18 protein-coding genes and 2 pseudogenes are annotated in these 26,759 nt (G+C 70.1%); 6 read left to right on the top strand and 14 right to left on the bottom strand.

Annotation, left to right across the window (positions count from 1 at the left end; all coding sequences use genetic code 11):
- Positions 1-78: 78 nt before the first annotated feature.
- Positions 79-1,155: a serine hydrolase domain-containing protein gene (locus ACWCP8_RS21485; RefSeq protein WP_451117509.1), complete on the bottom strand. Its 1,077-nt coding sequence runs from the start codon at positions 1,153-1,155 to the stop codon at positions 79-81.
- A 137-nt stretch (positions 1,156-1,292) separates the two neighbouring features.
- On the opposite strand from ACWCP8_RS21485, the gene ACWCP8_RS21490 reads away from it, so the two are divergent.
- From ACWCP8_RS21490 to ACWCP8_RS21500, 3 genes and pseudogenes are all read left to right on the top strand, one after another.
- Positions 1,293-2,213, top strand: a complete 921-nt coding sequence (locus ACWCP8_RS21490) for a GNAT family N-acetyltransferase (RefSeq protein WP_451117511.1) — start codon at positions 1,293-1,295, stop codon at positions 2,211-2,213.
- A gap of 67 nt (positions 2,214-2,280) precedes the next feature.
- Complete coding sequence (locus ACWCP8_RS21495) at positions 2,281-3,813, top strand: glycoside hydrolase family 3 protein (protein WP_451117513.1); 1,533 nt, start codon at positions 2,281-2,283, stop codon at positions 3,811-3,813.
- Between the two features lie 164 nt (positions 3,814-3,977).
- A pseudogene (locus tag ACWCP8_RS21500) lies at positions 3,978-4,262 on the top strand (hypothetical protein); the annotation flags it as partial.
- A 65-nt stretch (positions 4,263-4,327) separates the two neighbouring features.
- On the opposite strand, the gene ACWCP8_RS21505 reads toward ACWCP8_RS21500, so the two are convergent.
- From ACWCP8_RS21505 to ACWCP8_RS21515, 3 genes and pseudogenes are all read right to left on the bottom strand, one after another.
- Positions 4,328-5,410, bottom strand: coding sequence for an aldose epimerase family protein (locus ACWCP8_RS21505; protein WP_451117515.1), 1,083 nt, complete (start codon positions 5,408-5,410; stop codon positions 4,328-4,330).
- A 125-nt stretch (positions 5,411-5,535) separates the two neighbouring features.
- A complete protein-coding gene (locus ACWCP8_RS21510) occupies positions 5,536-6,570 on the bottom strand; it encodes a LacI family DNA-binding transcriptional regulator (RefSeq protein WP_451117517.1) in 1,035 nt (344 codons plus the stop codon).
- A gap of 87 nt (positions 6,571-6,657) precedes the next feature.
- Positions 6,658-6,843 (bottom strand): annotated as a pseudogene (locus ACWCP8_RS21515) (ABC transporter permease); the annotation flags it as partial.
- 332 nt (positions 6,844-7,175) lie between these two features.
- Between ACWCP8_RS21515 and ACWCP8_RS21520 the strand changes: the two are divergent.
- Positions 7,176-7,796: a DinB family protein gene (locus tag ACWCP8_RS21520; protein ID WP_352268154.1), complete on the top strand. Its 621-nt coding sequence runs from the start codon at positions 7,176-7,178 to the stop codon at positions 7,794-7,796.
- 69 nt (positions 7,797-7,865) lie between these two features.
- Here ACWCP8_RS21520 and ACWCP8_RS21525 read toward each other — a convergent pair whose 3' ends face one another.
- The 10 genes from ACWCP8_RS21525 to ACWCP8_RS21570 form a co-directional block, all read right to left on the bottom strand.
- Positions 7,866-8,963: an NADH:flavin oxidoreductase/NADH oxidase gene (locus tag ACWCP8_RS21525; RefSeq protein ID WP_451117519.1), complete on the bottom strand. Its 1,098-nt coding sequence runs from the start codon at positions 8,961-8,963 to the stop codon at positions 7,866-7,868.
- 155 nt (positions 8,964-9,118) lie between these two features.
- A complete protein-coding gene (locus ACWCP8_RS21530) occupies positions 9,119-9,499 on the bottom strand; it encodes a hypothetical protein (protein WP_352268156.1) in 381 nt (126 codons plus the stop codon).
- Positions 9,500-9,527: 28 nt separating this feature from the next.
- Positions 9,528-12,710, bottom strand: coding sequence for a glycosyl hydrolase 115 family protein (locus ACWCP8_RS21535; RefSeq protein WP_451117521.1), 3,183 nt, complete (start codon positions 12,708-12,710; stop codon positions 9,528-9,530).
- A 99-nt stretch (positions 12,711-12,809) separates the two neighbouring features.
- Positions 12,810-14,345 carry a sodium:solute symporter family protein gene (locus ACWCP8_RS21540; protein WP_352268159.1) on the bottom strand — a complete coding sequence of 512 codons (1,536 nt, stop codon included), beginning with the start codon at positions 14,343-14,345 and terminating at the stop codon, positions 12,810-12,812.
- Between the two features lie 61 nt (positions 14,346-14,406).
- Entirely contained in the window at positions 14,407-15,675 is a 1,269-nt protein-coding gene (locus tag ACWCP8_RS21545; protein ID WP_451117523.1) for a glucarate dehydratase family protein, read from the bottom strand.
- 37 nt (positions 15,676-15,712) lie between these two features.
- The gene (locus ACWCP8_RS21550) at positions 15,713-16,813 is read right to left on the bottom strand and encodes an endo-1,4-beta-xylanase (RefSeq protein ID WP_352268161.1); all 1,101 of its coding nucleotides are present in this window, start codon (positions 16,811-16,813) and stop codon (positions 15,713-15,715) included.
- Between the two features lie 94 nt (positions 16,814-16,907).
- Positions 16,908-19,298, bottom strand: a complete 2,391-nt coding sequence (locus ACWCP8_RS21555; RefSeq protein WP_352268162.1) for a beta-xylosidase/alpha-l-arabinosidase — start codon at positions 19,296-19,298, stop codon at positions 16,908-16,910.
- Between the two features lie 51 nt (positions 19,299-19,349).
- Complete coding sequence (locus ACWCP8_RS21560; RefSeq protein ID WP_352268163.1) at positions 19,350-20,243, bottom strand: carbohydrate ABC transporter permease; 894 nt, start codon at positions 20,241-20,243, stop codon at positions 19,350-19,352.
- Between the two features lie 4 nt (positions 20,244-20,247).
- Positions 20,248-21,177, bottom strand: a complete 930-nt coding sequence (locus ACWCP8_RS21565) for a carbohydrate ABC transporter permease (RefSeq protein ID WP_352268165.1) — start codon at positions 21,175-21,177, stop codon at positions 20,248-20,250.
- 2 nt (positions 21,178-21,179) lie between these two features.
- A complete protein-coding gene (locus tag ACWCP8_RS21570) occupies positions 21,180-22,427 on the bottom strand; it encodes an extracellular solute-binding protein (protein ID WP_451117526.1) in 1,248 nt (415 codons plus the stop codon).
- Between the two features lie 213 nt (positions 22,428-22,640).
- Here ACWCP8_RS21570 and ACWCP8_RS21575 point away from each other — a divergent pair, with 213 nt between their 5' ends.
- Both ACWCP8_RS21575 and ACWCP8_RS21580 read left to right on the top strand, forming a co-directional pair.
- A complete protein-coding gene (locus tag ACWCP8_RS21575) occupies positions 22,641-23,699 on the top strand; it encodes a LacI family DNA-binding transcriptional regulator (RefSeq protein ID WP_326602125.1) in 1,059 nt (352 codons plus the stop codon).
- Between the two features lie 322 nt (positions 23,700-24,021).
- A complete protein-coding gene (locus ACWCP8_RS21580; protein WP_352268168.1) occupies positions 24,022-26,736 on the top strand; it encodes a SpoIIE family protein phosphatase in 2,715 nt (904 codons plus the stop codon).
- Positions 26,737-26,759 lie beyond the last annotated feature (23 nt).

Below are 26,759 nucleotides of genomic sequence, written 5' to 3' on the forward strand. Positions count from 1 at the left end.
CCTACGGGTTCGTTGGGGTACGCGTCGCTGGGTATCCGGGATATGTACGATTCAGGGCCTTGATGCACCACTGGGCGCTCAGCCGCGTGCAGGCTCGGCGCGGGCCGCCACGGCAGCGTGCACAGCACGTCGCAACTCCTTCGCCCGCGCCCCGCGTCCGTAGTGCACGGCGTTGGTCAGCAGCACCACCCAGATCCCGGTGACCGGGTCGAGCGCCAGGCTGGTGCCGGTGAAGCCGGTGTGTCCGGCGCCGGTCGTGGGCCAGTGCGGGGACATGTGGTCCCAGGTGTCGCCGGGCAGCGTCCAGCCCAGCCCCCGCGCACCGTCCAGCCCCACGGTCTGCAGGCTGAGCGCCTCGGAGCGGGTGCGGGCCGGCAGCGGCGACTCGTCGGCCAGCCAGCAGGCGCGAAGGTAGTGCGCGAGGTCCGGCGCAGTGCCGAACAGCCCGGCGTGGCCGGCCACACCGCCCAGGCTCTCGGCGTTCTCGTCGTGCACCACGCCCCGCTTGGGCTCTCCGCCGGGCGGTGCCTCGGTCGCGGCGGTGACCGCCTGCCAGTCCGCGGGCGGCAGGTAGCGGGTGGTGGTCAGCCCCAGCGGGTCGAGCACCAGCTCCCGTACTGCGGTGTCGAGCGGCTCTCCGGCCACCGCGGCGACAATCTCGCCGAGCAGGATGAACCCCAGGTCGGAGTAGTTGACGACGGTGCCGGGAACGTGGTCGAGGGGCTCTGCGAGGACGGCGGCGAGCCGGTCGGCGGGGCCGCCGGGAAGCTGCCAGTAGTCCCGGTGCGGAGGGAGTCCGGAGGAGTGCGACAGGAGGTGACGGATCGTCACTTCACTCTTGCCGATCCCGGCGAAGCCCGGCAGGTGGCGGCGTACCGGGTCGTCCAGTCGCAGCGCCCCGGTGTCGGCGAGCCGCAGCACGGCGGGCGTGGTGGCCACCACCTTGGTGAGGGACGCCAGGTCGAAGACCGTGTCCGCGGTGACCGGGCGCCCCGACGGACCGTCGGCGGTGGCGCCGAACGCGGCGGTACGGACAGGGCCGTGCGCACCACGACCGGTGATCAGGACGGCCCCGGGCACGACACCCTGCTCCACCGCGTTCCTGACGAGGTCTGCTGGATCGGGGAGACTTGTGGGATCTTCGCGGACGGTCATCACGGCCTGCTTTCCGGTGGGGTACGGGGGCTGACATCCCGATCATCCCGCTGGTAAATTTCCACCGCAATACCGAGCGCCGATGTCATTCACTTACAATCCGGTTCTCCCCGGAGCTACCTAGAGGTGGAGCAGGCATGACGAACCTTCCGGCGGCACGCACCGCGACCGAGCACGACCTGCTCGCCCTGCGCACCCTTGCCCGCGCGGCCCTTGTGCACGACAGCGATGCCGAGGACGTGTTCGATCTGCTGTGGGCACAGTCCGCGGACCACCCGCAGCTGCGGATCCTCGCCGAGGACGAGCGGAAGCCGGTAGGCGTCGTCCTCGCCGCACTCCGCCCCGCCACCGCGAGCGCCCCCGCCACGGGGCACATCGATCTCATCGCCGTACTCCCCGGGGCACAGAGCAGCGGCATCGGCCGCGCTCTGCTCACCCGCGCGGAGGAGCTCCTCGTCGACGCCGGGGCCGGCCGGCTGATGATCCGCGGCAGGCCCCCCTACTACGCCTGGCCCGGCATCGACATCCGCTACACCCGCGCCGTCTGCCTGGCCGAATCCAGTGGCTACACCCGGGGCCCCGAGGGCCTCAACCTGAGCGTCGACCTGCGCACCGCCCCGCTCGGCACCGCCGAGGACGAGGCGCGACTGGCCGCTGCCGGGGTGCAGGTCCGCCGTCTCACGCCCGCGGACGAGAAGCCGTTCCTCGCCTGGATGAACCGGTGGGGCGGCTCCTGGGACGGCGAAGCGGCTCGCGCCCTGACCTACTCACCTCCGCGCGGCCACGTCGCCGTCCGCGAAGGTACCGAGGGTCCGATCTACGTCGGCTTCGCCTGCCACGGCGTCAACCGCCGATCCTGGTTCGGCCCGATGGGCACCGAATCCTCGGAACGCGGCCTCGGCGTCGGCACCGTACTGCTCCGCCGCTGCCTCGCAGACCAGCGCGCCTCCGGACTCGACGAGGCGGAGATCGGCTGGACCGCCCCCATCCACTTCTATGCCCGCGCCGTCGACGCACAGCTCGGCCGGGTCTTCTGGACGTACAGCAAGGACGTCTGACCTCTCGGTGGCCCCGACCGCCCGGGCCGTCCCGAGCAACCGACCGCCCAGCCCGAGAGGAACCGCCATGCCACGCACCGACTCCCCCCGTCCCACCCGGGCCGACGGTGAACTCCTCGCCCTCGCCGACCGGGTGCTGCAGCCCGGCTTCCGTGGCACCACCGCCCCTGACTGGATCCGCCGCCGGCTGGCCGGCGGACTCGGCTCGGTCCTTCTCTTCGGTCCCAACATCCGAGACCGCGCACAGACCGCCGAGCTCACCGCCGCCCTGCGCGCCGAGAACCCCGATGTTCTGATCGCCGTCGACGAGGAGGGCGGCGACATCACCCGGCTGGAGACCGCGACCGGATCCTCCTATCCGGGCAACCTCGCCCTCGGCACGGTCGACGATCCCGAGCTCACCACCGCCGTCGCCACCTCCATCGGCGGCGAACTGCGCGCCGTCGGCATCGGCCTCGACTACGCCCCCGACGCCGACGTCAACTCCAATCCCGACAACCCGGTCATCGGCGTCCGCTCCTTCGGCGCCGACCCCGCGCTGGTCGCCCGGCACACCGCCGCCTGGGTGCGCGGGCTGCACGACGCGGGGGTCGCCGCCTGCGCCAAGCATTTCCCCGGCCACGGCGACACCGACACGGACTCCCACCTCGACCTGCCCACCGTCACCATGGACGCCGACCGCATCGCGGAGCTGGCCCTGCCGCCGTTCCGCGCCGCCCTCGCTGCCGGGGCCCGCGCGGTGATGACCGCCCACCTGCTCATCCCCGCCTACGACGCGGACCGCCCGGCCACCGTCAGCCCTCGCGTGATCACCCAACTGCTGCGCGAGGAACTCGGGTTCGACGGGCTCGTCGTCAGCGATGCCATCGAGATGCAGGCGGTCCGTGCCCGCTACGGACTGGCCGGCGCGGCCGTCCGCGCGCTGTCCGCCGGGGTGGACCTCATCTGCCTCGGTGACCGGTCCGGCGACACCGAGTTCGCCGACCTGCGTGCCGCCGTCGCGGATGCGGTGGTCCGCGGTGAGCTCCGCGAGGAGCGGCTCGCCGAGGCCGCGGCCCGTACCGCCGAGTTCGCCATCTGGCAGCGGGCCCTGGCCGGGTCGGTTCCCGCGCCGTCACCCGATCGGGCGCTCGGCCTGGCCGCCGCCCGCCGCGCGCTGCACGTCAGCGCCGAGGACCCCGCCGCGCTGCCGCTGCAAACCCCCGCCGTCCTGGTCGAGTTCGGCGTTCCCGGCACCGTGGTCCAGGGCGACGCAGTGCCATGGGGTCTGGGTCCCGCCCTCACCGCGCTGATGCCCGGCACCGTCCGCACCACCCTGCCCGCCCTCGCCCCGTTCGACCCGGCGCATGCCGACCGGATTCTCGCCGAGGCCGCCGGCCGGCCGCTTGTCCTCGCTGTCCGCGACGCCCACCGTCGGCCCGCCGTACGGGACTGGCTGCGTGTGCTGCTCGCCCGCCGCCCCGACGCGATCACGGTGGAACTCGGCGTCCCACACCCCGGCCCGGGCGGCGCCGTCCGCATCGACACCCACGGCGCGGCCCGCGTCTGCGGGCAGGCGGCCGCGGAGGCCCTCGCAGGGCGGACGCTTCCCGGACAGTGACCGCCGCTGTGCCGTGATGCCGGCCGGTCGCGACCGATACAACTGCCAGTGGCCGAGACCGACTTCCGGCATGTTCCCGAAGGTGTATTACCACAACTGCCGGATCGGGAACCGGGAGGGTGAGGACTCCCGCAGTTGCTGGCTGCACGAGGATCTCGCCGACTTCGACCGATGGCATCACCGGCTCGATGGCGTACAAGCGCCGCTACACCGACACCGCGAGCGGCGTCGACAGCTTCGCCCTGGTGACCGTCACCGGAGCGGCCACGTACGCCGGCATCCCCAACGGCACCTACAAGGACGCGGTCACCGGGGACACCCAGGTGGTGACGGGCAGCACCTTCGCCGTCCCGGCACCGGGCAAGGGCAATCTCCGGGTGTACGTACTCGACCTCGGCGGCAGGAACGCGGCGCCGGGCAGGATCGGAGCCGACGGTCCCTATCTGAAGCAGGCGCGGACACCGACAGGGGTGACGGGCGCGCTCCGGGCACGCCCGTCACCTGCGGCGGTGGCTCAGCGCGCGGACGCGTCGAGGTGCGGGAACCGGAACTCGGTGCGGCTGCGCGCGACGTCGCCGGGCCGCAGCACGGTGCTGGGGTATGCGGAGCGGTTGGGTGAGTCGGGCAGGTGCTGGGTCTCCAGGCAGAGCGCGCCGTGCCGCTCGTGGCGCCGGCCTGCGGTACCGGCGAGCGAACCGTCGAGCTGGTTGGCGGTGTAGATCTGGATGCCGGGTTCGGTGGTCCAGACTTCCAGGATCCGGTCCGTCGCGGGGGCGGTGAGCCGGGCGGCCCGTCGAAGGGCTTCCGGGGCCCCGGGCGCGCGGACGATCCAGCAGTGGTCGAAGCCGCCCGCCATGCGCAGTTGTTCGTCCGGCAGCGCGATCCGCTCCCCGATGGTCTGCGGGGCGGTGAGGTCGAACGGCGTGCCGCGCACGTCGGCGGCGGGGCCCTGCGGGATGCCGTCCGCGTCGACGGGCAGGTAGGTGTCGGCGTCCACCTGCAGCGCGTGGTCGATGATGCCGCCCTCCGCGGTCAGGGCGAAGTAGGCGTGATTGGTGAAGTTGACGACCGTGGGGCGGTCGGTGGTCGCGGTGTAGTCGAGGGCGAGTGTGCCCGCGGTGTCGAGGGTGTACGTCACGGTGACGTCGAGCGCTCCGGGGAACCCCATGTCGCCGTCGGGGCTGTGCAGGGTCAGCCGCACGACCGCGGTGTCGTCGCTGGTGTGACCGGTCGCCTGCCACATTCTGGTGTGGAAGCCCTCGGGGCCGCCGTGCAGTGCGTGGCCGCGGTCGTTGGCGGGGATCTCGTGGGTGGTCCCGTCGAGGGTGAAGCGGCCGTGGGCGATGCGGTTGGCGAAGCGGCCGATGAGAGCGCCGAAGAAGGGGTTCTTCCCCATGTAGTCGTCGAGCGTGGCCAGGGACCGGACGACCGAAGCGGCGGCTCCGTCGGTGTCGGGCACGGTGAGGCTGTGCAGGATGCCGCCGTAGGTGAGGATCTCGGCCTGGACTCCCGTACCGGAGTCGAGTGTCCAGACATCGACGTCGGAGCGGCCGTGGGCAGCGCCGAACGGTTGGTGGTGCACGGTGGGGCGGGGCATCGGAGATCCTTCTTCGGAGAACCTGGTGACGGGCGACGGACCAGGCGATTTCAGGGACAGGCCCCGGACAGCCCGCGGGGGTGTCCGGCCGGCGGGGCCGGCTTGATCGGCCGGACAGGACCCCCTCAGGGTCCGGACTGCTCGGCGGGCGGCCGCATCACGGTCGATTCGCGGACGATGAGCCGGTAACCGGGGCGTGGCCGTCGAGGTTCGGGTACGGGACTGCCGGAGAGCCGTTCGACCAGACTGTCGACGGCGAGCCGGGCGATGGCTTCCTTGTCCGGTGCGATGGTGGTGAGCGTGGTGGCTCCGTACAGGCTCTCCTCGATGTTGTCGAAGCCGACGACGGCGACGTCGTCGGGAATCCTCAGCCCGCGCTCGGAGAGGGTGCGCATGGCGCCGATGGCGATGAGGTCGTTGTACGCGAAGACGGCGTCGGGCCGTTCGCCGCGGTCGAGGAGGGCCGCCATGGCGACGGCTCCGTCCTCGCGGCCGTATCCGTCGGTGACGACGACCAGGGACTCGTCGGCCTCGATGCCCGCGGCGGCGAGCTCCTCGCGCCAGCCCCGCAGCCGCAGGTGGGCGGGCTGACGCTCGCGTCCGGTGCGTGAGCCGAGGAACGCGATCCGGCGGTGCCCCAGGTCGATGAGGTGCCGTACGGCGTCGCGGGCGGCCGCCACATTGTCGATCGCGATGTGGTCGTAGGGGGCCTCGTACTCGCGCTCGCCGAGCAGCACCAGTGGCGCGGTCTCGGTGCGCGCCATCAGGTCCTCGGTCTCCAGATGGATGGGGCTGAGGATGAGGCCGTCGATGACATGGGACCGGAAGCCCTGGCTGACCAGGAGTTCCTTCTCCCGGAGGCCGCCGGTGTGGTCGACCAGCACGGTGTAGTCGTGCCGAGCCGCCGCGTCGACGACCGCGCCGGCCAGCTCCGCGAAGTACGGGTTGCCGAATTCGGGGACGGCAAGGGCGATGATGCCGGTGCGGCCCTTGCGCAGATGGCGTGCGGTGAGGTTCGGACGGTAGCCGAGTTCGTCGATGGCCTGCTGCACCTTGGCGCGCATCTTGGGTGTGACGTGCTGATAGTTGTTCACCACGTTCGACACGGTCTTGATCGACACACCCGCCCGTTGCGCAACGTCCTTGAGGCTGACGCTCACGGCACTCCCTGACTCGACTCGGCGCGCGGTGTCGCGCATGGATCGCTTGCTCCGGCCCGGGACCGGCGGACCCGGGCCCGGCACGGTTCAGGTGGTTCTGCGGCTGCGCGCCAGATAGCGCTGTGCCACGACGACAACGATAAGGAACCCACCGCTGACCACCGACTGGTAGGAGGAGTTCAGCGAGCCGATCTGGTTGATCAGATTCTGGATGACGGCGAGCAGCAGGACACCCCAGAGCGTGCCGCTGATCGATCCGGCGCCGCCGATGAGGGCCGCTGGAGCCCGAAGCGCCCATGCTCGCCGTTTCATCTCGACCTGCCGGCCGGCTTCACGTCCTCGCCTTGAGTTGTCGAGAGGGTGAGCACCGCTTCAGGAGCGAGGTGGGACGAGTTGGGCGCTGACCTGTGGCTCGCCGACTCTGACCAACACTGGTCGCATTCCCTGTCATAGGAACGGTCGGCAGCGAACCCGTACCGCCGAGGAGAGCCGCCATGTCAAAAAAAATGGAGCGCGGTGTCGAACCGGCTGTGACAGGGTCCGGATGAGGGTGTGCCCCCGAAAAAATGTCCGCACAGTCCGACCAGCCACTCCAGGAGCGTCCGTTGGCGACACCACCACGCCTGATCCCTCTGCTGCAGCAGTTCGACTTCGCGCGGGGACGCCTGGCCGACCGTATGACCGGCCCCGTCATGGACAGCGGCAACGGCACGGACGTCGAGGTCGCGTCGATGACCGACGAGGAGTACCTCTGGGAGCCGGTGCCGGGCTGCTGGTCGGTCCGGCAGCGCGCGGCGGGGCCGGGGCCCGGAGCGACCGTGCTCGTCGGCGCGGGTGACTGGGGCCGCGACACGACGCCACCGCCGCACCCCACACCACCGCCGTTCACCACCCTGGCGTGGCGGCTGAGTCACCTCAGCGAGTTGCTTGCGCTCCGCGCCGACCACACGATCGGCAGCCACACCCTGACCCGGGACGACTACGTGGTCGCCGGGGACGCCGCCGGAGCGATCGCGGCCTTCGAAGCCGCCGCCACCGCTTGGCGGGAGGCGCTGCTCGGCGCCGACGACGCGGCGCTCGATACCGTGGGACACAGCACGTACCCGCATGGCAGCGACCCGGAGGATCCGTTCATCGAAACGGTCTGGTGGGTCAATCAGGAACTGCTGCACCATGGGGCCGAGATCGCCCTGATCCGCGACCTGTTCCACGCGCAGCGGGGCTGACGCAGAGCCTGGCGCGGCGGCCCGCAGCCCACCGAGCCCCCGCCGGGTGTCCGGCAACGGCTCGTCGTGTCAGACGGCTCGAAGGTACTGGGCGGGCTTGTGGACCTCGCCGCCCAGTTCGCGCGCCGCGTGCTGCGCCCATGACGGGCTCCGCAGCAGCTCCCGCCCGAGGAGCACGGCGTCCGCCTGCCCGTCGGCCACGATCTTCTCCGCCTGCTGCGGCTCGGTGATCAGTCCCACGGCCGCGACGGGCAGCGAGGTCTCCTCGCGCACCCGGGCGGCGAAGGGGACCTGGAATCCGGGGCCCGTCGTGATGCGGGCGTTCGGAGCGTTGCCGCCGCTGGAGACGTCCAGCAGGTCGACACCGTGGGCCTGCAGCTGCTTGGCCAGCAGCACCGTCTCGTCGACGGTCCAGCCCTCACGGTCGTCCTCGTGGTTCTCGGTGAGCCAGTCCGTGGCCGAGATCCGGAAGAAGACGGGCAGGTCCTCGGGCCATACCTCGCGCACGGCATCGACGACCTGCAGGGCGAACCGGACACGGTTGTCGAAACTGCCGCCGTACTCGTCCGTGCGCCGGTTGCTGTGCGGGGAGAGGAACTGTCCGACGAGATACCCGTGCGCTCCGTGCACCTCGGCGACCTCGAAGCCCGCGTCGAGGGCCCGGCGAGCGGCTTCGCGGAACTGGTCGACGACGCCGTGGATCTCGTCCACGGTCAGCTCGTGCGGAACGGGGTGACCCTCGTCGAACGGGAGCGGGCTGGGGGCGACGGGCTGCCAGCCGTGCTCGTCCGGTCCCACGGGCCCTCCGCCCAGCCAGGGGGCAGCGGTCGAAGCCTTGCGGCCGGCGTGGGCGAGCTGAATGCCGACGATGGAGCCCTGTCCCTTGATGAAGGCGGTGATCCGCCGGAGGGCGGCCACCTGGGTGTCGTTCCAGATACCGAGGTCGGCGGGGCTGATCCGGCCTTCGGGGCTGACGGCCGTCGCCTCGGTGAGAATAAGACCGGTCCCGCCGGCGGCGCGCGCCGCGAGGTGGGCGAAGTGCCAGTCGGTCGCGACGCCTGCATTCGGCCCCACCGCTTCCGCGCTGTACTGACACATGGGCGCCATCCACACCCGGTTGGGTATGACAAGCGACCTCAAGGTGCAGGGCTCGAACAGGACACTCACGGCGGACTCCGTTTCGCCGGGACGACAGGATCGCTAGTACGATACCTCCCGTACTACGACGTCCGTCAAATTAAGATGGTTCTCGTACAACGCGACAACGCGGACGAGGCCCTCCCCGACTCCGGGAAGGGCCTCGTTCGCGAGCCGTTCACGACTCAGGCGCGGCGCCGCAGCGTGATCTCCACGTCCGCGTCGTAGCCCTGGGTCCAGCTGCGCCCGGCGCCCGACTTCCAGGTGACGTAGACGGTGGCCCCGTCGACCCTGACGGCTTCCACCGTCATGCCCCGGTCGCCGTCCCGTACGTCACCGCGGCGCAGCTCCTGCGCCGTGACGGTGACGGGCTCAGCCGACTGCGCGCTCTCCACCTCGTCCGCCGCACGGGCGAGAGCCGCAGCCAGTTCCCGGGACCGGGCAGGGGTGCAGATCAGTGAGAGCTCCCCCGCCGGACCCGCCACCCGGACCTCGACCCCCGCCCCAACGGGGGTCACGCCCAGGATCGCACCGTGTCCGTCGGCGTCCTCGATCTCACTCTTCATCGCTCTGCTCCCCTGCCCGTCCCATGGCTCACTTCAGCCGAAGACTCTCCTGCGGGCCCAGGTAGCTGGGCTTGAGGCCGCCGGTGTCGACCACCAGGTTCTGCAACACCACCGTCGGGTCGACCATCCAGAATTTCAGCACATGCACACCGGCCCGGCCGATGTGGTGCACCGTACTGGTGCGGTTGACGTTGTCGGAGGTGTTGCGCGCCCACTGGACGTTCATGGTGCCGTCGTCGGATCCCGTCACCGCCGTGACGTTCACCCTCTGCGGCTCGTCGTCGTCGAAGGAGACGGCGTACGTGAGGCCGTCGGACGCCAGCGCGTTGTTCCGGGGCGACAGGTACGCGTGCACCGTGACCGGCCCGGTGGTGAACAGGCTGACCCGGTACTCCAGCCGCGGGCTGCCGCCGCCCGGAGTCTGGCGGGCGGCGGTGACCGGGAAGGGCTCCATACCGGCGCCGGTCCGTCCGATACCGGGGATGCGCTGCCAGGTGATCCCGCTGCCGTCGACGGAACGGGAGTAGTGGTCCGCCTCGATGGAGACGTACCCGTTGGCCTCGACGAACCCTTCGAGCTGCGAGCGCCGCTCCTCGGGATGGTCGATCACGGCCTGGACGACGACCTCACGGCCGTCCGGACCGCTGACCGTGATCGGCACCTCCGTGACCCCCTTGGGCGCTCGTGACCAGTCGACGCGGAAGGTGATCCGGTCCTGCTTGTCGACCCGGCCCCTGACGCGGTCGGCGACGAGCCAGGAAGCCGCCGTCCGGATCCGGTAGTCGAACGGGGCGGCGCCCCGGTTGAACACCTCGATGTACTGCGCGGCCTGGCTCTGGTACGGGCTGAAGGCCGGCAGCACGGCCGGGGAGCTCTCCTCGGGCCACCACTTGTCCGAGCCGTCGACGGCCACGCCCATCTCGGCGCCGGCCGGGAGGTCGATGCGCTTGACCGCGGGGAACAGCACGTCCTTGATGGCGACGTTGTTGAGCTCGGGCTGCTGCCAGGGGGCGTTCGGCCCGTAGCGGGCCACATCGCCGTAGTCGATGTGCGGCTGGGTCTGGAACCCCTGCCACTTCCCGTCGGCGACCTTCGTGTTGAAGCGGTCCGCCAGCGCCAGGTCGTCGGCGAGTCGGGCCTCGGCGGCGGCCGCCAGATCGTTGGTGAGGGCCCGGCCCTGCGCCGCGTAGTGCAGGTTCTTGAACTCGGCCTCACGCAGGGCGTAGAGGTTGGCGGTGGCCTGCACCTCGTAGCCGACCAGCTCGTACCAGGCGTCCTGGACGGAGGCGGGGAGCTTGCGGCCGATCCGTTCGGCGTCGGCCCCGAGCTGCTGCCACTCCTCGGTGACGCGCTCCAGCTCGCGGTAGTCGGTGAGGCTGAACGGGGTGGCCCGGTCGTCGTAGACAATCGCCGACGCGTCCTTGGCGGGGTCCTTGGCCGGGTCGAGAGTGATCTTGCGGTTGAGCAGCTCGGGCTTGCGCCGGGACTGGAGCTGCGCATATGTGCGGAGCACCTCGGCGATGTCCTCGGCCTGCTGCTCGCCGAAGTTCTGCCGGGCGTACTGCTCCTCCCACTCCGGCAGCCGGTCAAGGGTCCAGCGGTCCGGGTTCCAGGCATACTCCAGGAAGAACTGTGTGGGCAGTTCGTTGCCCTTGAGGTCGCCGACGTTGGTGACCCAGAGGCCGTGGTTCCCGTAGGCGGCGGACTGGTGGAGCTGGTCCCACATGTTCGGCAGCGAAGTGGTGTCCACCCACTTGTAGTTGCGGCCCACCCCGACGTAGTCGAAGTGGTAGTAGAGGCCGTAACCGCCGTCGCGCGCATCGTTCTTGAGGTCGGGAAGCTTACGGATGTTGGCCCAGTTGTCGTCGGTGAGGACGACGGTGACGTCGTCGGGCACCCGCAAGCCGCGGTCCCAGTACCGCTGGACCTCCTTGTAGAGGGTCCACACCTGCGGAATCGTGGTGACGTCCTTGCCGGAGACCTCGGCCAGGATCTGCCGCTGGGTGGCGATGATCTCGGTCATCAACTCGATGCCGTCGCCGTCCGGCAGGCTGACATCGCCGTTGCCGCGCATGCCGAGGGTGACGACGCCCTCGAAGTCCTCGTCCTTCATCCGGCGGATGCCGTCGGCCCAGTACGCCTTGATCGCCTCGGCGTTGCGGCGGAAGGACCACTCGCCGGTGCCGCCGTAGGGGTCGTGACCGGGGGTGGTGATGTTGCCCGCGCTGTCCCGGACGGCGGCGACGGCGTGCCGGTTCCACTCCTCGATACCGCGCATCATCGGCGCCTCGTGCGAGGTGCCCATGACGACGCCGTACGCCTTCGCGGTGGCGTGGTTCTTCGGGTCGTCCTCGGCGAACGCGCGGCCCCAGACCGCCGGCCAGAGGTAGTTGGCCTTGAGGCGCAGCATCACTTCGAAGATCTTGGCGTAGAAGTCGGCGTTGAAGCCGCCCTCGAAGCCGGGGGCCTTGCCGGGGCCGAAGAACGCCGGTGCCCACGTGCCGAGCGCCGGGTTCTCGTCGTTGATGAAGAACCCGCGGTACTTCACGGCCGGGGTGCCCTGGGTGTGGCGGCCGGGCAGGACGTACAGACCGTCCCGGTGTACGGGGGTGACGTCGTCCCACCAATACCAGGGCGACACACCGATCCCCCGGGAGACGTCGTACGTACCGTAGATCGTGCCGCGCTGGTCGCTGCCCGCGATCACGAAAGCCCGGTCCACGCCCGGCAGCGGTTTCTCGACGACGGTCTGGAGGCTGGTCTCCCACTTGCCCTTGATGCCGGAGACGTTGAGCTTGCCCGCGGCGATCAGTCCGTCGATCAGCGGGCTGCGGCCGATGGTTCCGACGACGACGATTTCGCGGCCCTTCGGTGTCGCACCCCGTGAGAGAACGGGGCGGACACCGGTGACGCGCTCGATGTCGGCCTGGAGGTCACCGGCCACCCGGACGACACCCGCGTAGTCCTGGTCGCTGACCAGGATCGGAGCCGCTGCGCCCGCCCTGAAGAGCGGGAAGCTGCCGGAGCCGGGCGTGAAGGAGATGTACGCGCCCGGGTCGGTCGGCAGCCCGGCCGGGCCCGGTGCGGCGGCCAGGGCCTCCGACGAGAGACCGAGCAGTGAGCCGAGAGGTGTCGCTGTCAGGGCGGTGAGCCCCAGTCCGAGCCCCAGAATCGATCTGCGGCTCGCATGTTGCGGGAAGTGCTTGTCCATACTGCTCTCCCAGTTTTGTTCACACCCATGACAAATTGGATGGGTGTGCACCTTGACGAGTTGTCGGGTAGGGGTAGGCGTAGAAGGTGTGGTGCCGCGTCAGTCGGAGCCGCCGGGTACGGCGGCCTGCGGCACCGCGGCAGCCACCGGCTCGCTGTCGCCGTCGGGGGCGGGAGACACCGCGGCCACGATCGCGTCGGCCGTCGCGTCGGGCTCCGGGCTGAGCAGACCGATCACCACGTACACCACCAGCGAGGTCACGAGCGGGGTCACGATGATGACGGTCTGATCCCCGCTCTCCAGCACGAACTTCACCAGGACGTAGCCCAGCAGCCCCAGCGCCCAGGAGGACAGGGCGGCGCGCGGCCCGCACTTGCGGAAGAGGGGCAGCAGCCCCAGCAGCATGGGGATGGAGATCGGCCCCATCACGGCCGCGACCAGGCCGACGATGATGCCCAGCACCCCGCCGAAGTGATCCGCCTCGATGGCGACGAGCATGCTCACGGTGATGAAGACGACCGTGCACACGCGGGCGATGAGCAGTCCGGTCGCCGGCGGCAGTTCCTTGGCGCGGCGCACGACCGCCGGGATGATGTCCCGGGTGACGACCGCGGAGACGGCGTTGGCGTCCGACGAGGCCATGGCCATGGTGTGCGAGAACATCCCGGCGAGCGTCAGCCCCACCAGTCCGGCCGGCAGGTACGACTCCGCCATCAGCGCGTAGACCTTCTGCGGTTCGGTGATGTCCGGCAGCAGGACGGCAGCGGCGACGGGCGGGAACAGCAGGACCGCGGGCCAGATCACGTACAGCAGCGCGGAGAGCCCGGCCGAACGGCGGGCGGCCTGCGGGGTGTCCGTGGCCATGTAGCGCTGGGCCAGGTTCCACATGCCGCCGTTGTACTCGAAGAACTTCACGACGACGTACGCACCGAGGAAGGTGGCGGTGTAGGGGCCGACCAGCGGGTGACCGTGTCCCTCGGGCAGCTTGTGCCAGATCGTGCCCAGACCCGAGATGCCGTCGCCCAGACGGTCCAGCACCACCCAGGCCATGGCGAGCGCCGCGATGCCCTGGATGACGAACTGCCCGAAGTCGGTGAGCGCATCGGCCCAGAGGCCGCCCACGGTGCAGTAGAGGAGGGTGACGATGCCGGTGATCAGGATGCCGGCCGTCATCGACATGCCGGTGAACACGTTGAGCAGCACGGCGACCGAAGCCCACTTGGCGGCCACGTCGAACACCTTGAGCAGGGCGCCGCTCCAGGCGAGCGCCTGCTGGGTGGGCACGTTGTAGCGCCTGGCGAGATATTCGAGCGGCGAGGCGACCGCGTAACGCTGCCTCAGCCGGTTCCAGCGCGGCGCGAACAGCCAGGCACCCACACCGGTGCCGAGCGCGAGCGGCAGGAACGCCCAGACGTAGACGGTGATGCCGTAGCTGTACGCGATGGCCGCGTAGGCGACGAACACGGCGGCGCTGTACCCGGACATGTGGTGGGAGATGCCGGAGAGCCACCAGGGCATCCGGCCGCCACCGGTGAAGTAGTCACTGACATCACCGACGCGTCGGTGCGACCAGAGGCCTATGAGCAGCATCACCAGGAAATAGCCGCCGAGGGCGACCCAGTCGAGCAAAGCCATGAATGCTCCTTGAAATGCTCTGGAACGCGCGGCAGTTGTGGCGGCCGACGGCCGCCGCGGCTCACCAGCGCGGAGTCTTCTTCTCGTAGTGGGGGTCGATCCGCTGCATGTAACCGGTGTCGTCCCGGTTGCGCAGACCGCAGTCGAGGTACTGCTCGTGCAGGCGGGCGAGCGAGTCGCGGTCGAGTTCGACGCCGAGCCCCGGCCCCTTCGGAACCCGCACGGCCCCGTCGGTGAATGTCAGCGCGCCCGGTTCCACGACTTCCTCGGTCTTCCACGGCCAGTGGGTGTCGCAGGCGTAGGTGAGGTTCGGCGTGGCGGCCGCCAGATGGGTCATCGCGGCCAGACTGATCCCCAGATGCGAGTTGGAGTGCATGGACAGCCCCATGGCGAAGTTGTCGCAGATGCCGGAGAGCAGCTTGGAGCGGTGCAGGCCGCCCCAGTAGTGGTGGTCGGAGAGCACCACCTGGACCGACCCCTGTTCGACCGCGGGCGCCAGATGCTCGAATGCGACGACGCACATGTTGGTGGCCAGCGGGATCGGCGTCTGCCTGGCCACCTGTGCCATGCCGTCCAGCTCGGGCGTCGGGTCCTCCAGGTACTCGAGGACACCCTCGAGCCGGCGGGCCACCTCGACCGAAGTCTCCACGCTCCATGCCGCGTTGGGATCGAGCCGCAGCGGAACGTCGGGGAAGGCCTCGCGCAGTGCGAGGACCGCCTCGACCTCCTCCTCGGGCGGCCGGACACCGCCCTTGAGCTTGATCGCGGTGAAGCCGTACTCGGAGATCATCCGGCGCGCCTGGGCGACGATGGCCTCCGGATCCAGTGCCGCCCCCCAGTCGTCCGGCTCCTGTCCCGGGTGCGCGGCCCACTTGTAGAAGAGGTACGCGCTGAACGGCACGGATTCGCGTACCGCTCCGCCGAGCAGGTCGCTGACCGGGCGACCGGCAGCCTTGCCCTGGAGGTCCAGGCAGGCCACTTCGAACGGGGAGAACGCCCGGTCCACGGCGCTGCTGGTGGTGATCATCCCGGTCAGTCCGGAACCGCCGACCCCGTTGTCCGAGGACAGGACTTCGGCGGCCTTGCGGTGCATGGCACCGAGCGCGTACACGTCCATTCCGACGAGGGCGTCCGCAGCCGCCCGCAGCCGGCGCAGATGACCTTCGTCGGCATAGGTCTCGCCGAGGCCGACGAGGCCTTCGCCGGTGTCCACCTCGACGATCGCACGCAGGGCGTACGGTTCGTGCACGCCGACCGCGTTGAGCAGCGCCGGGTCACGGAAGGCGACCGGGGTGATCTTCACTGCATGGATCCGGAGGCCGTCCGTCACTGCGCTGCCTCCACTGTGCTGTTGATCATGTGTGCTTTCAGTCCCTGCCCGCGGCCAGCGTCAGGTCCTGGCTCATCGCGTTGTACGCGGCCTTGGCCTTGTAGTTCTCGTCGAGGATGTTCGCCGCGCCCTCGCCCGTGAAGACGCCGGGTACCCAGGAGTACTTGTCGGTGAAGCCCCACACCGTGAAGTCGGTGCAGTGCTCGGTCAGCAGGCAGCCCCGCAGCAGTACGTCGTAGGCCTCCGCCTGCGCCTCCAGCTCGGTGTTGTCGGCGGGCATCGGGATGCGGACGTCGGCCTCGGTGATCGCGGTCTCCAGACCGAGGTCGTCGAAGCGCTTCATGTTGGTGGCAATGTCGTGCGGGGCGCTGTACTGGACGTCCAGGTGTCCCTGGATGCCGACGCCGTGAACCGGCACGTGCTCCTTACGGAGCTGTGCGACGAGGTCGTAGAGGGCGGTGCTCTTCGCGTTGACGCCTTCGATGTTGTAGTCGTTGATGAAGAGCGTGGCCTTGGGGTCGGCCTGGTGCGCCCAGCGGAAGGCGTCGGCGATGTAGCCGGGGCCGAGCTTCTGCAGCCAGATGCTGTTGCGCATGGTGCCGTCGTCGTTGAACGCCTCGTTGACGACGTCCCACTGCCAGATCTTGCCCTTGAAGTGGGTCACCTCGTCGGTGATGTGCTTGTGCAGGATCTCCCGCAGCTCGTCGGCCGTGAAGTCACCGTTGTTCAACCAGGCGGGCAGCTGGCTGTGCCAGACCAGGGTGTGGCCCCGGACCAGCTGGCCGTTCTCCTTGGCGAAGTCCACCAGCTCGTCGGCGGGAGCCCAGTTGTACGTGCCGCGCTGCGGCTCGACGGCCTCCCACTTCATGACGTTCTCCGGGGTGACCGAGGAGAACTCCCCCGCGGCCTTGGCCCGGTAGGTCGCGTCGGAGGCGAGCGCCGACATGTCGACCGCCGTGCCGATCCGCAGGTCGGCGCGCTTGCCGAGGGCGCTGAGAGTCTTGACCGCGGCGTCGCTCTTCGGCTTGGTGTGGTGGGCGGCGTTCTCGGGGGCGGCGCTGGCGGCGACAGTGAACGTGGAGACCAGCAGGGCTGCGGCGGCGGTGCCGACGACGGCAGCCTGAGTTGCCTTGCGCATGACATGTCCCTTCGATGGATGTACCGGGTCGAAAGTTTCGGGATCCTCCCCGCAGCTGGAGCGGGGAGGCCCGGGCCCTCAAGTAAGGGCGGATTCAGATCAGTTCGATCGACGTGTCGCAGACGAGGCGGCGCCGGTGATCGACCGGGCGCTCGGGACCGGTGAGCCGTAGCTTCACGGTCTGCTTGACGTCGTCGGCCGCGCTGGATGTCGCGAGCCGCAGTTCGAGATCGCCGGGTTCGACGATCCGTCGGCCGCCGATACCGGTGAAGGACACCAGATCGGCATGGAAGTGGAACCGCACGCGTCGGGCCTGCCCGGCGGCGAGCTGCACCCGGGCATACCCGATCAGCCGCGACTCCGGGCGGGTGGTCTGGGCGACCGGGTCGTGCACGTAGAGCTGCACCACCTCGGCGCCTGCACGGTCCCCGCTGTTGCGGACGGTGAGTTCGATGTCGGTGGAGCCGTCGGTGGGGAGCTCGGCCGGGGCGGCGGCCCCGGCCTCCCACTCGAACGAGGTGTACGACAGGCCGTGTCCGAAGGGGTAGAGCGGCGTCGGGTCCAGGTTGCTGACCCCGCTCGCCAGCCCCAGCGGCGGTTGCAGATACGTCCACGGCTGGCCGCCCGGGCCGTGCGGCACACCGACCGGCAGCCGACCGGAGGGGTTCACCCGGCCGGAGAGCACACCGGCCAGTGCCGGACCGCCCTCCTCGCCGGGAAAGAACGCCTGCACGGTGGCAGCCGTCCGGTCCGCCCAGCGGCCCAGCGCATACGGACGGCCCGTCAGCAGCACCAGGATCACCGGGGTTCCGGTGGCCAGCAGTGCGTCGAGCAGCTCGCCCTGGACACCGGGCAGGGCGAGGTCGGCGGCGTCGCAGCCCTCACCGGAGGTGCCGCGGCCGAACAGCCCGGCCCGGTCGCCGAGCACGGCGACGCACACATCGCTGTGGCGGGCGAGTTCGGCCGCCGCCTCGATGCCGGAGGTGTCCGTGCCGTCCACGTCGCAGCCGGCCGCCGAGCCGATGTCCGCGCCGGGGAACTCCCCTCGCAGCGCTTCGAGGACGGTCGGAATGTCGATGCCCACCGGCGCCTCGGGGTGCGAGACCCCCACGTGGCTGGGGAAGGAGTAGCAGCCGAGCATGGCCAGGGCGTCGTCGGCGCGTGGCCCGACGACGGCGATCCGGCCGTCGCCGCGCATCGGCAGCACGTCGCCGGGGTTGGCGAGCAGCACGACGGCCTGCTCGGCCAGCTGCCGGGCGAGTGCCCGGTTCTCCGGCGGGTCGAGGTCCACCGTGGCACGCGCCTGCTCGGGGTCCGTCCCGATCAGCACGGCCGGCAGCGGCGACCATTCCGGGTCGAGCAGTCCGAGTTCGCACTTCTGCAGCAGGACCCGGTTCAGTGCCCGGTCGACCAGCTCCTCGGCCACGGAGCCGTCGCGTACGGCGGCGACGAGCGCATCGCCGTAACTGCGGACGGTGGGCAGTTCCACGTCGACCCCGGCGCTCAGTGCGAGGCGGGCGGCGTCGCCACGGTCCGAGGCGACCTTGTGCAGTGTCTCCAGGAAGCCGATGCCGAAGTAGTCGGCGACGACGGTGCCGTCGAACCCCCAGGTGTCCCTGAGCAGCTCGGTGAGCAGCGCCGGGTCGGCCGCCGCGGGCACGCCGTCGATCTCGGCGTACGAGTGCATCACCGAGCGGGCACCCCCTTCCCGCAGCGCCATCTCGAAGGGCGGGAGGATGACGTCGGCCATCTCGCGCGCACCGGCCCGGACCGGAGCCAGGTTGCGGGCGCCCGCCGAGGCGGCGTATCCGGCGAAGTGCTTGAGAGTGGCGACGATCCCGGCGGATTCCAGGCCGCGGACGTACGCGGTGCCGATGGTGGCGACCAGGTACGGGTCCTCGCCGATGGTCTCCTCCACTCGGCCCCAGCGCAGGTCGCGCACCACGTCGAGGACGGGTGCCAGCCCCTGGTGGATGCCCACCGACCGCATGTCGCGGCCGATGCGGTGAGCCATCTCGGTGACCAGCTCGGGGTTCCAGGCGGCGCCCCAGGACAGCGGGACGGGGTAGGCGGTGGCGCCCCAGGCGGTGAAGCCCGCAAGGCACTCCTCGTGGGCGAGCGCCGGGATACCGAACCGTCCGGCCTCCACGATCCGCTCCTGGGCGCGGGCCAGGGAGACGGCGCCGACGCCGGGGTCCACCGGGGCGGTACCGAACGGCCTGGTCAGCTGGCCGAGGCCGCGGGTGGTGAGCTCGTCCCAGTCGACCGGGTCGACCATGTCGTTCTGGTGCGGTGCGACCCCGTCACCGTCCGCGTCGGCGCCCACCCAGACTCCGTACAGCTGCGCGGCCTTCTCCTCCAGCGTCATCCGGGCGACGAGGTCGGCCACCCGTGTCTCGGGGGTGAGTGAAGGGTCGCGCCACGGGCCGTCGACGGCGGTGGGCCGGGAGGCCTGGTGGGCATGCGGGGCAGGGGGGATTGCCATGGGGCAGGGGTTCCTCTCATGAGTACGGTGGTGCGGGGCGGCGTGGGTGTGTTACTTGCCGCCCACCCCCATCAGTCCGTTGATCAGCGCCTTCCGTGCCACGAGGTAGACGGCGAAGATGGGTACGACGGAGAGGACGATCGCGGCCAGAACGGCGGGGATGTTGACTCCGAACTGGGTCATGAAGTTGAAGAGACCGAGGGTCAGCACCCGGTTCTCCTCCGACTGCGTCAGGATCAGCGGGAAGAGGAAGCCGTTCCACGCCTGGAGCGCCGTGTAGATCGCCACCGTGCTGATGCCGGCCTTGGACATCGGGATCGCCAGCTGCCACAGCATCCGCAGGGGCGAGGCGCCGTCGAGCGCCATCGCCTCGTACATCTCCTCGGAGACATCGCGCATGGTGCCGCTGAGCACCAGTACCGCCACCGGCATCGCGAAAGCGGCGGTCGGCAGGATGATCGCGGGCAGGGTGTCGTAGAGCCCCATCTTGCCGATGAGCAGATACAGCGGCACGATCACCGCCTGCGCCGGGATCGCCACGCCGAGCAGGAAGGTCCGGAAGGCGAGTGAGGAGAGCCGGCTGCGGGTGCGCACTGCCACGTAGGCGACGGGCACCGCGAGCAGCAGCACGATGGCCACCGTGGACGCGGCGACGATCGCCGTGTTGACGAGCATCGTGGAGAAGCCGCTGTGCAGCACGGTGTTGTAGTTGTCGAGCGTCGGGTGGGTGGGGAAGGCCAGCGGGTCGCCGTTGAGCGCCTCGTCCTGGTGCATCAGCGACGAGGAGATCAGCGTGTAGAGCGGTACGACCACGATGATGAGCCAGACCAGCGAGCCCAGACCGGCCAGCGGGTTGCCCCAGCGCTTACTGCGGCGGGAGGCGGCCCCATGGCGTCGGATCACGGGCGACATGGCCGGCGCCTCGGGGCGGGTGTCGATTGACATCTCGTCACATACCTTCCCGGGTGGACCGCATGTTCCCGAAGCCGCTGAAGCGGACCAGGATCAGCGACAGGGCGGTGGCCACCACGACCAGGGCCGTGGCGATCGCCGCGGCATAGCCGAGGTCATAGGTCTGGAAGCCGGTCCGGTACATCAGATACGGCAGGACCGTGGTGTCCGTGCCGGGACCGCCCTTGGTCATGATCAGCACGGTGTCGAAGTACGTCAGCGAGCCGACGATCATCAGAACCGACGAGGTCGTGATGGTGTGGCGCAGCTGCGGCAGAGTGATGTGGAAGAACTGCCGGAACATGCCGGCGCCATCCATTTCGGCCGCCTGGTACAGCACCTCGGGTACCTGCCGGGCGCCGCCCTGGTAGATCAGCGTGTGGAACGGCATGAACTGCCAGCCGCCGACGAACGCCACGGTGAGCAGGGCACCGGTGGAGGAGCCCATGATGTTCGGGTCGATCCCGAACCAGGGCCCTATCTCCGTGATCACGCCGAAGTTGGGGTCCAGCAGGGCGTGGAAGAGCATGGCGATGGCGGTGGTCGAGAGCAGCAGCGGGATGAAGAAGACCGCGGAGAGCACGGCCCTGCTGCGCTGCCGGCCCGCCGCCCAGACACCGAGGAGCAGTGCCACAGGGGTCTGGAAGGCCCAGCTGATGGTGGTCAGCAGAATGCTCAGCCAGGCGGCCTGGCGGAATTCCGGGTCCTTGAACAGCCGGGTCCAGTTGTCCAGGCCCGTCGGGGTCGGGGAGTTCAACCCGTCCCACTGGCAGAAGGAGAGGTAGACGGCGATCGCCAGCGGGACGATCGCGAAGACGGCGAAGAAGAGGATGCCGGGCAGAGCCCAGCTGACCGGAGGACGGCCGACGTTGCCGACGGCCGTCTTCCTGCCCCCACGCGTCTTCACGTGCGGAGTGTGGTGGGACATGCTTACTTGACGGCCTTCATCGCTGCGACGAACTGCTCAGGGGTGGACTTGCCGGCGAACAGCTTGCTGAGCTCGGTGAGCAGCGGGGTGGCGTACTGGGACTCCAGTGCCTGGTCCCACGAGAGCGTGAAGCTGGGCGCCTTCTGGACCAGGCTGTACTGGTCGTTGGCGAACTGCGGGTTGGGCGACGTGCTGAGCATCGAGGCCGCGTTGGACGTGGTGGGGATGTCCCCGTTGTCGACCAGGGCCTTGGCGTACTCCTGCGAGGCCATCGTCTTCAGGAAGGCGATCGCGGCGTCCTTGTGCTTGGTGCGCGCGTTGATCGACCAGTAGTTGGTCGGGTTGCCCACCACGTCCGCCGCGTCGCCGACGCCGCCGGCCACGGTCGGGAAGGCGGTCCAGCCGAGGTCCTTCTTGGCGAACTCCGGCGCCTTGCCCAGCTGGGTCGAGTACTCCCACGAGCCCATGAGGTGCATGGCGGCCTTGCCCTTGTTGAGGAGCGTGGGCGCGCCACCGTTGCCGTAGTCGACGGAGTTGAAGTTCTTGCCGAAGGCACCCTGGTCGACGAGCTCCTTGACGGTCTGGGCCGCCTTCAGCACCGCCGGGTCGCCCCAGCCGGAGGTGTCGCCGTTCTGGATCTTCTGGAAGACCTCGGGTCCGCCGATCCGGTCGAGCAGGTACTCCATCCACATCAGCTCGGGCCACTTGTCGGCGCCGCCGAGAGCGAAGGGCGTGATGCCCTTGGCCTTGAAGGTGGTGATGGCGTTCTGCAGGTCCTCCCAGGTCTTGGGGGCCTCGAGCTTGTTCTCGGCGAAGAGCGTCTTGTTGTAGAAGAGCATCACGGGCTGCATGCCGCGCATCGGCACGCCGTAGATCTTCCCGTCGAGACTGCCCGCCGTCATGATCGACGGAAGGAATCCGTCCTTGAGCGTGGCGTCGTTCTTCACGGTGGAGGTGAGGTCGACAAGCTGCTTCGCGTCGACGTACGGCTTGATCGAGCCGCCACCCCAGTTGAAGAACACGTCCGGCGCGCTGGGCGAGCCCATTGCGCTGCGGAGCTTGTTGACGTAGTCGGTGCCGGGGACCGACACCAGCTTGACCTTGACCTTGGAGGTCTTGTTGAACTTCGTGACCGCGGCCTGCTGAACCTTGACCGCGTCATCGCCGTAGACGTATGCGGTGATGGTTCCACCGTCGCTACCGCTGCCCCCGCTCGTACCGCAACCCGCCAGCAGACCGGCCATTATCATGGCCGCACCCGCTGCGGTCCATCTCGCCGTACGCGTGCCCTGAGTGAAAATGCCCGACCGCATGACCGCACCTCTGTCGAATGTTTCGGGGTGTCTTTCGAATGTTGCCGGAACCGTACGGTCGTGTTTCGGGCACGTCAAGAGGTTCGCGGGAGGAATTTCCGAACCCTGACCCCTTCCCCGATCCGAGCGGCATGAAGCTACGATTCCTGCATGAGCCCTGCAAAGGTCCAGTCACCACAGGAGAAGGCGTCTGCCGACGTGCCGTCGCAGAGCACCGCCACGCTGGCGGAGATCGCTCGCGCGGCCGGAGTCTCGGCACCGACAGTTTCGAAAGTGCTGAACGGCCGAGCCGACGTCGCCCCCGGTACGCGCACCAGGGTGGAGGAGTTGCTGCTGCTCCACGGCTACCGGCGCAGGCGGGGTTCCACGGCGCAGTCGCAGCTGATCGATCTGGTTTTCCACGAGCTCGACAGCGGCTGGGCCATGGAGGTCGTCCGGGGCGTCGAGAACGTCGCCCGGGAGGAGGGGCTGAGCCTGGTGCTCTCCGAGAGCGCCGGCCGGCTGACACCGGGCCAGACCTGGGTGGACGGCGTGCTGGCCCGTCGGCCGGTGGGCGTGATCCTGGTGCTTTCGGATCTGACCGCGGCCCAGCGCGCCCAGCTGACCAGCCGCAACATCCCCTTCGCGGTGGTCGATCCGGCGGGCGACCCGGGTGACGACGTGCCGTCGGTCGGAACGACGAACTGGCAGGGCGGGCTGGCCGCCACGCGTCATCTGACCGGTCTCGGGCACCGGCGGATCGGTGTCATCAGCGGCCCGTCCCGGATGATGTGCAGCCGAGCCCGGGTCGACGGCTACCGGGCCGCCATGGAGACCGCGGGGCTGCCCATCGATCCCGATCTGGTCCGGGAGGGCGAGTTCTCGCACGAGGACGGCTACACCGCGGGGCTGGAACTCCTGCGGCTGCCCGAGCCACCCACCGCCATCTTCGCCGGAAACGACCTGCAGGCACTCGGCGTCTACGAGGCCGCTCGCGAGCTGGGCCTGCGCATTCCGGAGGACCTCAGCGTCGTCGGCTTCGACGATCTGCCTCTCACCCGGTGGATCGGGCCGCCGCTCACCACGGTGCGCCAGCCGCTCATCGAGATGGCTGAGACCGCGGCCCGGCTGGTCCTCGATCTCAGCCGGGGCCAGCAGCCCGCGACCACCCGGGTCGACCTCGCGACCAACCTGGTGGTGCGCAGCAGCACGGCGGCCCCGCGCCTCTGACGTCTCGTCCGACCTGCGGCCGGGCCCCCAGCGGTTTCACGACAGAGGTGATCGTTCGTCCGGGGCGGGCAGGTGGCGGGCGGTGCGGACGACGGCCCCGGTGGCGGGGGTGGGCCGCCCGCCCACCAGGCCGCGGGCGGCAGCCATGCGGACCGGCGCCTCCGATGAGGACAGGGGCCGGCAGGGGCCACCATCTGCCGGAGGGGCGCTGTGACGGCCCCGCCCCGGGGTGCCGCACCCGTTGCCCACGCAAGCGATCCTCTGCGAATTCTTGTATGGACATAGCTGGTAAAAAGGAGCTATGGGCGGCTTTGGCAGATATATGGCAGGGCTCCGACCATCGCGCCCTGGGCGCTCCCACACCTTGCTCGGCGTGCGCTCCGTGGCCGGGCAGGTGCTGCTTCTGGAGCTGGCGCTCGTGGTGCTGCTCGTCGCCGTGGCGGCGGTCTCGCTCGTGGTGCAGGGCCGGCGCGCCGCCGTTCAGGAAGCCCGAAGCCGTTCGAACGCCGTCGCTGTCACGTTCGCTCACTCCCCGGGCATCGTGACGGCGCTGGACGGCCCGGATCCCACCGCCGTGCTGGAGCCGCTCGCGGAACAAGTCCGGAAAAGCACACACGTCGAGTACGTCGTCGTGTCCAGCACACGCGGTATCCGCTACACCCACCCCGATCGCGCGCTGATCGGCAAGCACATCCTCGGCCCGTACAAGGAGGCGGTTCTCGGGCACGGCTTCACCCGGACGTTCCCGGGGAGCCGGGGGCCGGCCGTGAACTCGGTGGTGCCCGTACCGAGGGCCGACGGCTCGACCGCCGGCCTGGTGTCCGTGGGCATCAAGGTCACGAACGTGAACAAGATGGCCGACCGCGAGCTGCCGGTGCTGGCCGGCTCCGCGGTGACCGCACTTGCCCTCACCTCCGGCGGAGCGGCGCTGGTCAGCCGACGTCTGCGGCGGCAGACGCGCGGCCTCGACCCCGCCGAGATGACGCGCCTGTACGAGCATCACGACGCGGTGCTGCACTCCGTCCGCGAAGGGGTGCTCATCATCGACGGCGACGGACGGCTGGTGCTGGCCAACGACGAGGCCCGGCGGCTGCTGCGCCTGCCTGCGGACGCCGAGGGGCATCCGATGACGGATGTCGGCCTGCCTCCCGCCCTCGCGGAACTCCTCGCCTGCGGCCGTGTCGCATCCGACGAGGTGCGCGTGGCCGGCGACCGGCTGCTGGCCGTCAATCTGCGGCCCACCGACGAACACGGCGGACCTGCCGGAACGGTCGCGACCCTGCGGGACACGACGGAACTGGCCGCCCTTGCCGGCCGGGCCGCAGAGGTACGGGGGCGGCTGCTTCTGCTCCACGCGGCCGGCGCGCGTATCGGGACGACCCTGGATGTGACCCGGACCGCGAAGGAGCTGGCGGAAGTGGTGGTCCCCCGTTTCGCCGACTTCGCCTCGGTCGACCTCGCCGAGTCCGTGCTGCGCGGTGAGGAGCCGTCGGTGCCGCTCGGCACCGTGCTGGACATGCGGCGTACGGCTGCGGCAGGTGTGCGCGGCGACCACCCCTTCCATCCGATCGGAAGGATCATCGGGTTCGTTCCCACCAGCCCGCCGGTCCTGGGCCTGATCAGTGGGCACACGATGCTGGTGCCGGACCTGTCCGCCGAGCCGCGCTGGCAGGGGCCCGACCCCGGACAGGCGGCGAAAATCCTCGCGTACGGTGTCCACTCCCTGCTCTCCGTTCCGCTGCACGCCCGCGGTGCGGTCCTGGGCATGGCGAACTTCTGGCGCGCGGAGAATCCGGAACCCTTCGACGAGGACGATCTGACGTTCGCCGAGGAACTGGTCGCCCGGGCAGCCGTCTGTGTCGACAACGCGCGCCGCTACACCCGCGAGCACGAGATGGCGGTGACGCTGCAGCGCAGCCTGCTGCCCCGCGGCCTGCCCGAGCAGGACGCTCTCGACGTCGCATGCCGCTATCTGCCGGCTCAGGCAGGGGTGGGCGGCGACTGGTTCGATGTCATTCCGCTGCCCGGTGCCCGTGTCGCACTGGTCGTCGGTGACGTCGTCGGGCACGGTCTGCACGCCGCCGCGACGATGGGCCGCCTGCGCACCGCGGTCCACAATTTCTCCACGCTGGACCTGCCGGCCGACGAACTCCTCGCGCGCGTCGACGAACTGGTGGCGCGCATCGACCAGGAGGAGCACACCGACGGCGGGCGTGCGGAGGTCACGGGGGCGACCTGCCTGTACGCCGTCTACGACCCGGTGGCCGGCACCTGCTCCGCTGCCCGGGCCGGCCATCCCGGTCCCGTCCTGGTGCTGCCGGACGGGACGGTGCAGTTCCCCGACGTCCCGGCAGGCCTGCCTCTGGGCATCGGCGGACTTCCTTTCGAGGCAGTGGAGTTGCCGCTGCCGGAGGGGACCCGTCTGGTGCTCTACACCGACGGTCTCGTCCAGTCGCGCGAGCGGGATTTCGATACCGGGCTCGACACGTTGCGCGACACGCTGGCCGGACAGCACCGGACTCCGGAGGAGACCTGCGACGACCTGATCACAGCGCTCCTGCCCACCCCTCCGGGTGACGACGCCGCCGTCCTGGTGGCCGCTACGCGCATCTTCGCCCCCGCCCACATCGGCGAATGGGACATCGAGCCCGACCCGTCGGCCGTCGCCGGGGTCCGCAAGGAAGTGTCCCAGTGGCTCACCGACCGGGGGCTGGAGGAAGAGATCTTCGCCACCGAGCTGATCCTCAGTGAGCTGGTCACCAACGCCATCCGCTACGGCGGCGCCCCGATCCGCGTCCGGATGCTGCACAACCGCTCGCTGATCTGCGAAGTGTCCGACTCCGGGAGCACCGCACCGCATCTGAGGTATGCGTCGACGACGGACGAGGGCGGCCGCGGCCTGTATCTCGTCGCCCAGTTCGCCGACCGCTGGGGCACCCGGTACACCGCCGAGGGCAAGGTCATCTGGTCCGAACAGACACCGGGCGCGGGTGGAGCGGCGGCGTTCGAGTGGGCCGACGACGCCTTGGGGCTCTGAGCCCACCACCAGGAGCGCCGGAG

This window comes from Streptomyces sp. NPDC002206, from assembly GCF_053593595.1.

Bases quoted from the DNA above. Each gene is read 5' to 3' on its own strand.
- ACWCP8_RS21485 (WP_451117509.1), bottom strand. From the start codon at position 1,155: ATGACCGTCCGCGAAGATCCCACAAGTCTCCCCGATCCAGCAGACCTC.
- ACWCP8_RS21490 (WP_451117511.1), top strand. From the start codon at position 1,293: ATGACGAACCTTCCGGCGGCACGCACCGCGACCGAGCACGACCTGCTC.
- ACWCP8_RS21495 (WP_451117513.1), top strand. From the start codon at position 2,281: ATGCCACGCACCGACTCCCCCCGTCCCACCCGGGCCGACGGTGAACTC.
- ACWCP8_RS21505 (WP_451117515.1), bottom strand. From the start codon at position 5,410: ATGCCCCGCCCCACCGTGCACCACCAACCGTTCGGCGCTGCCCACGGC.
- ACWCP8_RS21530 (WP_352268156.1), bottom strand. From the start codon at position 9,499: ATGAAGAGTGAGATCGAGGACGCCGACGGACACGGTGCGATCCTGGGC.
- ACWCP8_RS21535 (WP_451117521.1), bottom strand. From the start codon at position 12,710: ATGGACAAGCACTTCCCGCAACATGCGAGCCGCAGATCGATTCTGGGG.
- ACWCP8_RS21540 (WP_352268159.1), bottom strand. From the start codon at position 14,345: ATGGCTTTGCTCGACTGGGTCGCCCTCGGCGGCTATTTCCTGGTGATG.
- ACWCP8_RS21550 (WP_352268161.1), bottom strand. From the start codon at position 16,813: ATGCGCAAGGCAACTCAGGCTGCCGTCGTCGGCACCGCCGCCGCAGCC.
- ACWCP8_RS21555 (WP_352268162.1), bottom strand. From the start codon at position 19,298: ATGGCAATCCCCCCTGCCCCGCATGCCCACCAGGCCTCCCGGCCCACC.
- ACWCP8_RS21560 (WP_352268163.1), bottom strand. From the start codon at position 20,243: ATGTCAATCGACACCCGCCCCGAGGCGCCGGCCATGTCGCCCGTGATC.
- ACWCP8_RS21565 (WP_352268165.1), bottom strand. From the start codon at position 21,177: ATGTCCCACCACACTCCGCACGTGAAGACGCGTGGGGGCAGGAAGACG.
- ACWCP8_RS21570 (WP_451117526.1), bottom strand. From the start codon at position 22,427: ATGATAATGGCCGGTCTGCTGGCGGGTTGCGGTACGAGCGGGGGCAGC.
- ACWCP8_RS21575 (WP_326602125.1), top strand. From the start codon at position 22,641: ATGAGCCCTGCAAAGGTCCAGTCACCACAGGAGAAGGCGTCTGCCGAC.
- ACWCP8_RS21580 (WP_352268168.1), top strand. From the start codon at position 24,022: ATGGCAGGGCTCCGACCATCGCGCCCTGGGCGCTCCCACACCTTGCTC.